Genomic DNA, 11,600 nt, shown 5'->3' with positions numbered 1-11,600 from the left:
GGGGACGTGCGCCCCTCCTCCCAGGCGCTATGCTGCGCCCCGTGAGTCTGGCGGCCTTCCTGAATCTGCGCGGCGAACCGGCCCTGGTGGTGGGGGGCGGCCCGGTCGCCCTGCGCCGCGCGCGGACGCTGCTGGACGCGGGCCTGCGTGTCACCGTCGTCGCGCCCGACCTCCACCCCGACTTCGCGGCGCTTCCCGTGTGCGCCGAGCGCCGAGCCTACCGCCCCGCCGATCTGGAGGGCGTGCGCGTGGTCGTGGCGGCCACCGACCGCCACGACGTGAATGACGCCGTGACCGGGGAGGCCCGCGCCGCCGGGGTGCTCGTCAACCACGCGGGCGACGCGGAAAAAGGCACCCTGCGCTTTCCCGCCGCCCTGGAGCGTGGCGGCGTGCGGGTGGCGGTGAGCACCGGGCGCGAGCTGCCGGTGCTGGCCCAGGCGCTGCGCGAGCGGATCGAGTCCCTCTTGCCCGAGCCGGGGACGGTGGACGCCTGGGCCGCGCGGCGCGAGGAGGCGCTGGGGCTCCCCGCCGCCGCCCGCGAGGGGGCGATGGACGCCCTGCGCGCCGATATCCGCGCCGCGTTCGGGCTGCCGGGGGCGGGCCGTCCCGGGGGAGCCGCGTGACGCTCGCCTGCCCGACCGCCCGCGCCCTCCTCGCCCGGCCGCAGACGCCTCACCCCGCCCCCCTCGACTTCGCGGTGGTGGGCCTCAACCACCAGACGGCGCCCGTCGAGGTGCGTGAGCGGGCCGCCGTGCGCGCGGGCGACGAGGCCGCGATCCTGAGCACGCTCTCCCGCCACGCCGCCGAGGTCATGCTCCTCGCCACCTGCAACCGCACCGAGGTCTATCTGGCGGGCCTGCGCGGGGACCCCGTGCGCGCCTTCGCGGACGCCTGGGGCGACGGCCTGGGCGGGTTCCTGTACGTGTACCGGGGAGACGCCGCCGTCACCCACCTGTACCGGGTCGCCTCGGGCCTCGACAGCCTCGTGATCGGCGAGACGCAGATTCAGGGGCAGGTCAAGCGGGCCTGGCAGGCCGCGCACGGGCGCAATCCGGACGGCAAGCTGCTGAACAAGATCGCCCAGGGGGCGCTCGCCGCCGGGAAGCGCGTGCGCTCGGAGACCGGCCTGAGCGACAAGGTGGTCAGCGTGTCGAGCGCCGCCGTCGAACTCGCGCAGGCGGCGCTGGGCGACCTCACGAGCCGCACCGCCCTGATCCTCGGGGCGGGCGAGACCGCCGAGCTGACCCTGACCCACCTGCGCGCGGCGGGGGTGCGCGACGTGATCGTGGTCAACCGCACCGAGGCCCGCGCCCGGCAGCTCGCCGAGCGGGTGGGGGGCCGCGTCTGTGCCGCCGAGTACCTCCACGAGGTCTTGCCGGAAGCCGACGTGGTGATCGCGTCGAGTGCGGCGCCGCACCACGTCCTGCACGGCGAGGGCGTGCGCGCGGCGCTGGAGGACCGCCCGGACCGTCCCATGTTCCTGATCGACATCAGCGTGCCGCGCATCCTCGACCCCGACATCTCGGACGTGGAGGGCGCCCACCTCTACAACCTCGACGACCTCACCGCCATCGTGAGCCGCAACCTGCAAAGCCGCCGCGAGGCCCTCCCCCACGCGGGGGCGATCATCCGCGAGAGCGTGGCCGACCTCGCCCGCTGGCACCTGACCCGCGAGGCCCAGTTGGGACGGCAGCGGGCACTGGTGAGTTAGGGGTCGGCGGGGCGCGGCCTCCCGGCCCTTCCCGCGTACCGCGCGCCACGAACCGCCGCCCCCTTTTCCCGTACCCTGCCCCCATGTGGACCCCCCTTCCTTCGAGCGGGCTGCGGCTGACGGGCGCCGACCGGGTGGACTTCGTGCAGGGGCAGATGACCAACGACCTGCGCGGGCTCCGGACGCCGGGCGTGGTCGCCTGCTGCTTCCTGAACGTGCGCGGCCAGATCGAGTTCTTCGCGCGGGCCTACAGGCGCGAGGCGGACGTGTATCTCCACCTCGACGCCGGGCAGGCGGAGGGGCTGGCGGCCCGGCTGCGGCGCTTTGTCATCTTCGATCAGGTCGAGATTCAGGACGTGTCGGGGGAGCTGCGAGGCGTCCACGTCTGGGGTCAGGACGTGCCCGGCTGGACCCCCGAGGGGCCGGACGCGCAGAGCTTCGAGCTGGCGGGCGCCACCGTCCTCGGCGGGCGGGTGAACCGGACGGGCACCCCCGGCGTGGATCTGCACTTCCTCACCCGCCACGAGGACGCGGTGCGGGTGGCGCTCGGGGGAGGGGAGACCTCCCTGACCATGCTGGAGGAGGCGCGGGTGCGGGCGGGCATCCCCGACGTGGTGCGCGACGGCCTCAAAGGCACCCTGCCGCAGGAGGTGGGGCTGGACGTGGGCGGTCCCCTCCCCGTCATGAGCTACCGCAAGGGCTGTTACGTCGGGCAGGAGATCATGGCCCGGCTGGAGGCACGCGGCAACGCCCGATATCACCTGGGGCGGCTGGAGGGCCAAAACCTCTCCGACCACGCCGAGGTCACCCGCGAGGGCAAGGTCGTCGGGCAGGCAGGGGCGCACGCGGACGGCCTGAGCCTCGCCCGCCTGCGCAAGGAACTCGCCCCCGGCGACCGGGTGGAGGTGGGCGGCGTCCCCGCCACCGTCCAGGCCTTCGCGCCCGCGCCCGCCGATGTTTGAGGCGCTCGCCCGCGACCTGCGCGCCGGGACGCCCGCCGACCTGACCCGCGCCGCGAGGCGGGCGCTCGTCGCCGCCTTTCTCGTCATCGCCGTGCCGGGGTTGCCGCTGGGTGGGCTCTACCTCCTGACCCGCCCCGCCTCCCTGCCTGCCGGGTGGGTGGCCGCCCTCGTTCTCCTCGCCGCCGTGCTCGCCGCCGCTGGCCTGCATCTCGCTCGCCTCGCCGCCCGGGACCCGGCCCAGGCCCCCTCCCGCACCGTCCTCACCGCCGCCTTCCAGGCCGGGACCGCCCCCGCCATCCCCTTCCTGCTCGGCTGCGTCTTCTTCCAGCAGCCCGCCGCTCTCGCCGCCCTGTGGCTGGTGTCGGGCCTCGCCTTCCTCGCCGCGTGGGTCAGCCTGCCCGGCTGGGCCGAGGCGGCCGGAGAACGTGCCTATTGAAGGGTCTCTTGCTCCCCCTTGACTTCCAAAGCCGCGAAGCAGCGGGAGCGGGCCGGGCATCCAGCGAATGAAGAACGCTCACTCCCATCCGACCAAGCGCGACGCCCCCCGGCCTTCACACCAGGGGGCGTCCGTTTGAGGCTTTCTACCGGCTCTTGGGGTCCAGCGCATCCCGCAGGCCGTCGCCGAAGAGGTTGAAAGCGAGGCTGAAGGTCACGATGAACAGCGCCGGGAAGGCCAGCACGTACCAGTAGTCGGGCTTGAGCCAGGGCCGCGCGAACTCGACGAGCTGGCCCCACTCGGCGTACCCGCTCTCGAAGCCCAGCCCCAGGAACGAGAGGGCCGCCACGCTGAGCGGAATGGTGGCGAGATCGAGCACCGCGAGCGTGAGCACGCTGGCGAGGCTGTTCGGAACGACGTGCCGGAGCACCAGCCGCCAGTCGCGCGCCCCCAATGAGCGGGCCGCGTCCACGTATTCGAGCTGCCGGGTCCTCAAGACGTCGCCGCGCACCACGCGGGCATATCCCGCCCACCCCGCGATGCAGAAGGCCAGGATGATCGGCCCGGTGGGATTGCCCCCTGGATTTTGCGCCCGCAGGATGGTCAGCAGCACGACCGTCAGGATCAGGGGCGGCAGGGCGAACAGCACGTCGATAAAGCGCTGGATCAGGTTGTCCACCCAGCCGCCGTAGTAGCCGCTGAGCGCCCCGATGATCACCCCGACGACCAGCGTGATGCCCACGATGATAAAGGCCATCTTGAAGGTGGTCCGGGTGCCCCAGATCAGCCCGTAGAAGATGTTGTAGCCGTTGGAGGTGCCGAAAAGAGCCTCCTGGCTGGGCGGCGTCGGGGTCGAGGCGAAGCTCAGGCGCTCGATGGCGTAGCAACTCTCGGGCGGCGCGAGGATGGCCTGCCAGAAGGCGCCGCCCAGCGGGTTGTAGACCTCGTTGGGGCTGGAGATGTTCAGGTCGCGCAGGCAGTTGCCGCCCGGCTTGGCGATCAGCGGCGCGAACAGCGCGACGAGACCGAAGAGCAGCGTGATGATCAGGCCCGAGATGGCGAGCTTGTTGCGCCGCAGCTTGCGCATGGCGGGGCTGGTCCAGAAGAGGTTCCAGCGGCTGCGCCCGGAGGCGGGAGCGGGGGCGGTGACCGTCATCAGTCGAACCTCACGCGGGGGTCCACGACCCCGTACAGGATGTCCACGACCGTGCTCACCACGACCACGATCAGCGCCGAGAGCAGCCCGAAGCCCAGCACGGCGGGAATGTCGAGCCGTAGCCCGGCCTCCACCATCCACAGGCCCACCCCAGGGTACCCGAAGATGAATTCGGTGATGAGCGAGCCGCTCAGCAGGTTGATGATCAGAAAGCCCCCCAGCGTCACGATGCTCAGCAGCGCGTTGCGCCGGGCGTGCTTGTTGTTCACCACCCGGCTCGACAGCCCCTTGGCGCGCGCCGTGCGCACGTAGTCGCTCGTCAGCGCCTCCAGCATGTTGTTGCGCATGACCTTTACGATGGTCGCCGCGCTCACCACCGTCAGGGTCGCGGCGGGCAGGATCAGGTGCTGGATCACGTCCCAGGCGATGTCCCAGCGCCCGTTGAGCGCCGCGTCGAGGCTGAGCAGCCCGGTGTAACGCCGCAGGTCTCCGAGGGCGAACTGGTTGATGATGCTGACCTGCCCGGCGCCCGGCAGCCAGCCCAGGTACCCGTAGAACACGGCCAGCAGCACGATCCCCAGCACGAAGGTCGGCAGGCTGTAGCCCAGGATGGTCAGCACGCGCAGAATCTGGTCGATCAGCTTGTCCTTGTGCAGCGCACTCAGGGTGCCCAGCCACACGCCGAGCAGCAGGATCGGCAGGGCGGTGAGCAACGTGAGCTCGATGGTGTTCGGCAGCCGCTCGCGGATCGTCTGGAGCACGTCCTGGCCGCTGGCGCGCGAGAAGCCGAGGTCGCCTTGCAGGGTGCTGCCGAGCCAGTTGCCGTACTGCACGACAAAGGGGTCACGCAGGCCGCGTTCCTCGATGATGGCTTCCAATCGGGCGGCCTGCTGGTCGCTGCGGATGTACCCGGCGGCGCGCTGCTCGGGCGTCAGGAGCTGGGTCAGCCCGACGATGAACAGCGAGAGCACGAGCATCACCAGCGGAACCTGAATCAGCCGCCTGACGATGAAGTTGAGCATAGGGTCCTCTACGGTGGGGCGAGGGATAAACGCCGAAGCGGGGGGACAGCCGCGTGAGGCCGTCCCGCCCGCCGGGAGTGCGGGTCAGCGCTTGCTGAGGTCCTTCCAGAGGGTCCCGGTGTCGAACGAGGTCATCGGGTTGTACGTCGCCGCGCTCACGCCCTGGAGGTTGTCGCGGAAGAAGGTGTAATTCACGCCCGCCGGAACGTTGATGTAGGGCGCCTGCTCGTAGGCTCGCTGCCCCACCAGGCTGTACAGGCGGTTGCGCTGCGCGGTGTTCACCGTCGAGCGGGCCTGGTCGAGCCACTTGTCCACCGAAGCGTCCTTGAAGTTGCTGCGGGGGGCGTAGAAGCCGTTGGACGAGTAGAAGGTGTAGAGGAAGTTGTCCGCGTCGGCGTAGTCGGGCGCCCAGCCGATCAGGACCATCGCCTCCTTGCCGTTCTTGGAGTCGGCCAGCATTTCGGACCACTGCTTTTGCTGGATGTTGACCTTGAACTTGGGGTTCAGCGACTCGATGTTCCGCTTCAGGATTTCCATCGCGGTCTGCGAGGGCACGCTGCCCGCGCGGTAGTTCGCAGTCAGGGTGAAGCCGTTTTTCCAGACGTTGCCACCCCAGGCGCGCTGGAGGTAGGTGCGGGCCTTCGCGGGGTCGAAGGTGTAGGTTTTGACCTCGGCGTCGTAGCCGGGGAAAGAGCTGGGAAGCAACATGGTGAGCTGCTTGCCCTTGCCCTGCTGCACGTCCTGGATGTACTGCCCGTAGTTGAAGGCGTGGCTGAAGGCCCGGCGGACGTTCACGTCGCTGAAGAAGTTCGCGGGAATGCCCTGGCCGTCGAGCTTGCCGCTCCCCAGCAGCTTCGGGTCCTGAACCTTCTGGTTCATGAAGATGGCGAACGCGCTGGTGTTGGGCAGGTTGTCGAGCCATGCCACGCCGGGCTTGCCCTTGATCTGCTGCTCGTCCACGCTGCGCCCGCCGCCCTCGATGATGTCGGCGTCCCCGCGCAAGAAGGCCTGCTGGCGCGCGGCGATCTCGGGCACCTTCTGGAGCACCACGTTCTTGATGGCGGGCTTCTTGCCCCAGTAGCCGTCGAAGGCCTGAAGCAGCGTGGCGTTCGCGTCGCGGCGCACCAGGCGGTACGCGCCCGTGCCGCTGGGCTGCTTGTTCAGGTTGCTGCCGGTCAGGTCCTTGCCGACCTGAGCCTTCCAGTCGGCCTCGGTGCCCTTCCACTCGCCGATGGCGATGGCGTGCTTGCTGTCCACAATGCTCTGCCCGGTGTAGGCCAGCTTGGCGAGGAACGCCGGGTCGGGCTTGGGCAGCGTGAAGACGAGCTGACCCGCGTTGTTGCACTCGACGGCCTTGTCGATCCGCGCCCAGGTGATCGTCTTGTCGTCGTTGGCGTTGCTGCCGGTGCCCAGCAGGCTCTCGGAGATGAACCAGTTGCCGCTCTCGGCGCTGTTGGTGACCAGGTTGCGCTCGAAGGTGTACTCGGCGTCACGGCAGGTCATCGCGTTGCCGGTGTGGAACTTGACGTTCTTCCGCAGGTCGAAGGTCACGGTCCGGCCGCCGTTGCTGACCGTCGGCGCCTTGCTGGCGAGCAGCGGCTCCAGATCGCGCAGGCTGTTGCCCCGGTAGGTCAACAGCGTCTCGTAGATGTTCTCCACGAGGGCGCCCGATGACGTGTCGTAGGTGACGCCCGGGTCGAGGGTGGGAACATCGGCGGACTGCTGAATCACCAGGGTGTCCCTGGGGGACGCGGCGAAGGCCGAGCCGACGAGCAAGAGGGTGCTGAGCAGAGCGAATTTCTTCATGGAGCCTCCCGAGAATTCGGTGCGGGCCGCTTCACAGCCTGGGATGTGGGGCGACCGGCACCTGAGTGGATGGACGACAGGCATCATAGCGTAGGCTGAGCGGCGGATGTGAGAATTTCCAAAGAGCCACCCGCCCGTGCCAGACACCCTTTTCACGGCGTTCTGAACTCGGTCTGAAGCGCTCCGTGAGGGGGAGTGCCATACTGCGCCGCGTGAAAAGACGCATCCTGCTGCTGGCGGGCGGGCAGTCCGGCGAGCACGAAGTCAGCCTGATGAGCGCCCGCAGCGTTCTCGCGGCGCTGCCCCGCGACCAGTTCGACGTGACCCCGGTGGTGATCAGCCCCCAGGGCCGCTGGCTGCCGCCCACCGAGACCGCGCGGGCGCTGGAGACGGGCCGCGCCCAGGGCGGCGGCGACCTCGTGCTGCACCGCGCCGCGAGCGCCGAGGGCTACGACGCCGTGTTTCCCCTCCTCCACGGCCCGATGGGCGAGGACGGCACCATCCAGGGGCTGCTGACGCTCGCCGGAATCCCCTTCGTGGGCTCGGGGGTGCTGGGCTCGGCGGTCAGCATGGACAAGGTGATGACCAAACAGGTCCTTGCCTCGGCGGGCATCCCGCAGGTCGCGTGGAGGCTCGCCGTGCGCCGCGAGTGGCAGGAACGCCCCGGTGAGGTGGAGGCCCGCGCCCACGAACTGGGCTTTCCCCTCTTCGTGAAGCCCGCCAACCTGGGGTCGAGCGTGGGCATCTCCAAGGTCTCCCGCCCCGGGGAGCTTCAGGGGGCGCTCGACCTCGCCTTCAGCCTCGACCGCCGGGTCATTCTGGAGGCGATGACCGCCCACAAGCCCCGCGAGGTGGAGGTCGGCATCCTCGGCAACGACGCGCCCCTCGCCAGCCCGGTGGGCGAGCTGCGCTTTAGCGCCGAGTTCTACGACTACGAGACGAAGTACACCGAGGGCCGCGCGACCATGCACATTCCCGCGCCCCTGCCGCCCGAGGTCGCCGAGCGGGTCCGCAGCCTCGCGCTGACCGCCTTCCGCGCCCTCGACGGTGCCGGGCTCGCGCGGGTGGACTTCTTCTACGTCGAGGAGACGGGCGAGCTGTTTCTCAACGAGGTCAACACCATGCCCGGCTTCACGACCACGAGCATGTATCCCAAACTCTTCGAGGCGGCGGGATTGACCTACAGCGAACTCGTGACCCGGCTGGTGGAACTGGCGCTCGAACGGCGGTAGGGAAGGGGGGCGGTTCCTCCCCGCCCCGCCCGACCTCCAGTGTGATCTGGCTCAACATCGGCGGGCACATAAACGAGTAAACACTCACTTATGCCCCGGCCCCGCCTGATCACCGACGAACGGCTCGTGGCGGCGGCCCGCGAGGTGTTTTTCGAGCAGGGGTTTTCGGCCACGACCGCCGAGATCGCGCGGCGGGCCGGGGTCTCCGAGGGGACCCTCTTCAAGAGATTTGCCTCGAAAGAAGACATCTTCGAGGAGGTCGTGGGGCTGCGCGACTACGCCGCGTGGCGGGAAGAACTCACCGTGCTCGTGGGGGTGGGCGACGTGCGGCGCAACCTGGAGCGGGCGGCGCTGCGCTTCGTCGAGACGGCGGGGCGCATCCTGCCCCACCTGATGCTGATCTTCTCGCGCGGGCACGCCCCGGCGCACAACCCCATGCTCGAACGGATCGGCAACCCCATCCGCCACGACGCCGATGCCGTCGCCGCCTACCTGCGCGCCGAGGTGGCCCTCGGGCGGGTGCGGCCGGTGGACGCCGACGTGACGGCCCTCACGCTGATGGGCACGCTGACCCACTACGTCCACCGCGAGCACATGACCCCCGACCCCACCCGCGAGCCGCTCGACGCCGGACGCTTCGTGCGCGGGCTGTTCGACGTGCTGTGGCCCGGTCTGGAACCCTAGCCCGCGCCGGGCCGTATGGGGTCCGTATGCCGCCCGCTCGCCGTAGGCAAGTTCTCACTCACTAACCCCACCGACCACCGAGGTTCCCCATGCGTTCTCCGCTCCGTCCGGCCCCTCTCATGCTGCTGCTCGTGCCCCTCGCCCTCGGGGGTGCGCGGGCGCAGACGGCCCCGCCCTCCCCCGCAGCGGCGGCCCCGGCCCAGAGTGTCTCCGCGCCGCTGACCCTGCAAGGCACCCTGGCCCGGCTGCGCCAGAGTCCGGGGTGGCAGGGTGCGGACCTGCAATACCGCGCCGCCGAACTCGCGCTCCAGAGCGCCCGGGCGCGGGCGGGCCTCAACGTCACCGTGGGCGCGGACGCGAGCGCCGTAAAGGTGCCCCTCTCCTCGGGTGACCTGACCCTGAACACGACCGTGACCGCGCAGGTCTCGGCGAGCGTGCTGCCGTGGTCCCCGGCTCTGGAGGCCGTCCGCAGCGCGGAGCGCGGGCTCAGCCGTGCCGGGGCCGACCGGCGCGCCGCCCGGCTGACCGCCACCGTGAACGCGGTGCAGTCGTATCTCGCGGCCCGCAACGCCGCCGCGAGCCTGGCGCTGGCGGACGCGCAGGTCAACCTCACCGCCCGGCAACTGGAGGTGGCGCAGTCGCAGCGGCAGTCGGGTGTCCTCACCGCCGAGGGGCTGCTCGTGCGGCAGGGGGCCTTCGACGACGCGCAGGCGGCCCAGGAGCAGGCCCGCACGAACGTGGACCTCGCCGCGCGGGGGCTCGCCAACCTGCTCGGCCAGCCCGTGACCCTCCCGGCCGGGGCTACCGCCTTCGGTCCGCTCCCCGCCGCGCCGGGACAGCCCGCCGCCCTGGAGGCCCAGATCACCCGCGCGCTGGCGACCCGGCCGGAGGTGGCGCGCGCGCAAAATGACCTCGCGGACGCGCAGGCGCAGCTCCGGGCGGCGCAGCTCGACGTGCGGCTGCCCGACCTCAGCGCGTCGGCGCAGTACGGCCAGCTCACGTCGAGCACGAGCACCATCGCCACCCGCACCGTGGGCGGCAGCCTCGACGTGAAGACGGGTGTCCTCGCCGGGCAGGTGAGCTTCCCGCTGCGCGACCCCGGCGACCTCCCGACCGGCCTGGCCCTGACCCTGAGCGCCGACCTGCCCGTCCTCGGCGGCACGAGGCGCACGGCCCTGACCTCCGCCGAGGTGGGGGTGCAGCAGGCGACCCTCGCCCTCGACACCGCCCGGCAGAGCGTGGACCTGGAGGTGCGCCAGCGTTACGCGGACCTGCGGACGGCCCTGGACACCCTGGGGAGCCAGCGCGGCGCCCTGACCCGGGCGCGGGCGGCCCTCGCCACCACGCTCGGGCGGCTCACGGCGGGTCTCGCCACCGCGCTCGACGTGGAGGCCGCCGAGCTGAACCTGCGGCAGGCCGAGCTCAATGTGGACATCGCCACCGTGAACGCCTACCTCGCCTCGCTGCGGCTCTCCCAGGCGACCACCGACCTCGACCCCACCCTCCTGACCACCCCCCCCTCGACCCCGACCGCGCCGGAGGCCCGCCCATGAACCGTCTCGTCCTCGCCCTGACCCTCACCCTCGCCTCCCCGTTCGCCGCCGCGCAGACGGTGGGCCTCACCCTGGACAGCGCCGTCGCGCGCGCGCTGGCGAGCGGCCCCGACGTGACGACCGCCCGCGCCAACCTGCAAAAGGCCCAGGCCACCCTGCGCGCCACCCAGGCCGACCCCAGCTCGATCATCACCACCCTGACCCAGGCCCAGCAGGGGGCCGCCGCCGCCGAGGCCACCCTGGCGGGGACGAAGCTGGGCGTGGCGCAGACGGTGATCACCGGGTACCTCGCCGCGTACGAGGCCGCCGGGCGGATCACCCTGAACGAGGCGCAGGTCGCCCTCGACGAGCGCACCCTCCAGATCGCCCGCGCCCGGCTTCAGGCCCGGGTCGCCACCCAGCTCGACGTGAACCGCGCCCAGACCACCCTCAACCAGGACCGCCAGGAACTCGCCGACGCCCGCGCGAGCCTGCCCGTGCTGGAGGCGCAGCTCGCCCGGACCCTCGGCCTGAACACGGGCACCGACCTGCGCCTCGCCGCCCCGCCCGCGCCCCCCAAGCTCAGCGTGACGCTCGCGGGGCTCCAGTCGGGGCTCGAGAAACGGCTCCCCACCCTCGTGCAGGCGGCGCAGGGGGCGGAGTTCGCCGCGCTCCAGGTCCGCATCGCCGACAACGACTACACCCCGGCCCGCACCCTGCAAGACGCCCAGGTGGCCCTCGCCAACGCCCGGCGTGACCTGGAGGGTGCCCAGCGCTCGGCCAACACCGGGGTCCGCGACGCCTACCGCACGGCCCAGGACGCGGCGCAGCGGGTGGACCTCGCCCGCCAGACCCTCGCCAACGCGCAGACCACGCTGAGTCAGGCACAGGCGCGCCTCCGGGCCGGGACCGCCGCCGCCATCGACGTGCAGCAGGCGCAGGTGCAGGCGCAGCAGGCCGGGTTCGGGGTGACCCAGGCGCAGAACAACCTCTGGCGGGCCCTGGCGGCCCTCTCCGTCGCGTCCGGCACCGACGTGACCGGGCTCGTGAGGTGAAGGC

At 71.4% G+C, this 11,600-nt stretch carries 11 protein-coding genes; 8 read left to right on the top strand and 3 right to left on the bottom strand.

Annotated features, from left to right (window positions below; genetic code table 11):
• Positions 1–41: 41 nt before the first annotated feature.
• The 4 genes from IC605_RS13180 to IC605_RS13165 all read left to right on the top strand — a co-directional run bounded on the left by IC605_RS13180 (position 42) and on the right by IC605_RS13165 (position 3,109).
• Positions 42–623, top strand: coding sequence for a precorrin-2 dehydrogenase/sirohydrochlorin ferrochelatase family protein (locus IC605_RS13180; RefSeq protein WP_343216610.1), 582 nt, complete (start codon positions 42–44; stop codon positions 621–623).
• The gene (hemA, locus tag IC605_RS13175) at positions 620–1,711 is read left to right on the top strand and encodes a glutamyl-tRNA reductase (RefSeq protein WP_216324699.1); all 1,092 of its coding nucleotides are present in this window, start codon (positions 620–622) and stop codon (positions 1,709–1,711) included. Before IC605_RS13180 ends, hemA begins: the two co-directional genes overlap by 4 nt.
• 83 nt (positions 1,712–1,794) lie before the next feature.
• A complete protein-coding gene (gene ygfZ / locus IC605_RS13170) occupies positions 1,795–2,673 on the top strand; it encodes a CAF17-like 4Fe-4S cluster assembly/insertion protein YgfZ (protein WP_216324696.1) in 879 nt (292 codons plus the stop codon).
• Complete coding sequence (locus IC605_RS13165; RefSeq protein WP_216324693.1) at positions 2,666–3,109, top strand: hypothetical protein; 444 nt, start codon at positions 2,666–2,668, stop codon at positions 3,107–3,109. Before ygfZ ends, IC605_RS13165 begins: the two co-directional genes overlap by 8 nt.
• 145 nt (positions 3,110–3,254) lie before the next feature.
• On the opposite strand, the gene IC605_RS13160 is transcribed toward IC605_RS13165, so the two are convergent.
• From IC605_RS13160 to IC605_RS13150, 3 genes are all read right to left on the bottom strand, one after another.
• On the bottom strand, positions 3,255–4,265 hold the full coding sequence (locus tag IC605_RS13160) for an ABC transporter permease (protein WP_216324689.1): 1,011 nt from the start codon (positions 4,263–4,265) through the stop codon (positions 3,255–3,257).
• Positions 4,265–5,287 (bottom strand): ABC transporter permease, encoded by a 1,023-nt coding sequence (locus tag IC605_RS13155; protein WP_216324687.1) that lies wholly within the window; start codon positions 5,285–5,287, stop codon positions 4,265–4,267. Before IC605_RS13155 ends, IC605_RS13160 begins: the two co-directional genes overlap by 1 nt.
• 84 nt (positions 5,288–5,371) lie before the next feature.
• Positions 5,372–7,093: an ABC transporter substrate-binding protein gene (locus IC605_RS13150; RefSeq protein WP_216324685.1), complete on the bottom strand. Its 1,722-nt coding sequence runs from the start codon at positions 7,091–7,093 to the stop codon at positions 5,372–5,374.
• 212 nt (positions 7,094–7,305) lie between these two features.
• Here IC605_RS13150 and IC605_RS13145 point away from each other — a divergent pair, with 212 nt between their 5' ends.
• The 4 genes from IC605_RS13145 to IC605_RS13130 all read left to right on the top strand — a co-directional run bounded on the left by IC605_RS13145 (position 7,306) and on the right by IC605_RS13130 (position 11,596).
• Positions 7,306–8,325 carry a D-alanine--D-alanine ligase family protein gene (locus IC605_RS13145; protein ID WP_216324682.1) on the top strand — a complete coding sequence of 340 codons (1,020 nt, stop codon included), beginning with the start codon at positions 7,306–7,308 and terminating at the stop codon, positions 8,323–8,325.
• 90 nt (positions 8,326–8,415) lie between these two features.
• Positions 8,416–9,009 (top strand): TetR/AcrR family transcriptional regulator, encoded by a 594-nt coding sequence (locus tag IC605_RS13140; protein ID WP_216324679.1) that lies wholly within the window; start codon positions 8,416–8,418, stop codon positions 9,007–9,009.
• Between the two features lie 89 nt (positions 9,010–9,098).
• A complete protein-coding gene (locus IC605_RS13135; protein WP_216324677.1) occupies positions 9,099–10,562 on the top strand; it encodes a TolC family protein in 1,464 nt (487 codons plus the stop codon).
• Positions 10,559–11,596 carry a TolC family protein gene (locus tag IC605_RS13130; RefSeq protein WP_216324674.1) on the top strand — a complete coding sequence of 346 codons (1,038 nt, stop codon included), beginning with the start codon at positions 10,559–10,561 and terminating at the stop codon, positions 11,594–11,596. The genes IC605_RS13135 and IC605_RS13130 overlap by 4 nt, the downstream gene beginning before the upstream one ends.
• Positions 11,597–11,600 lie beyond the last annotated feature (4 nt).

The organism is Deinococcus aestuarii, from assembly GCF_018863415.1.
In the GTDB taxonomy this organism is placed as follows: Bacteria; Deinococcota; Deinococci; order Deinococcales; family Deinococcaceae; genus Deinococcus; species Deinococcus aestuarii.
The sequence above is the reverse complement of the archived record's forward strand: the minus strand, read 5'-3'. Positions and strand labels throughout refer to the sequence as shown.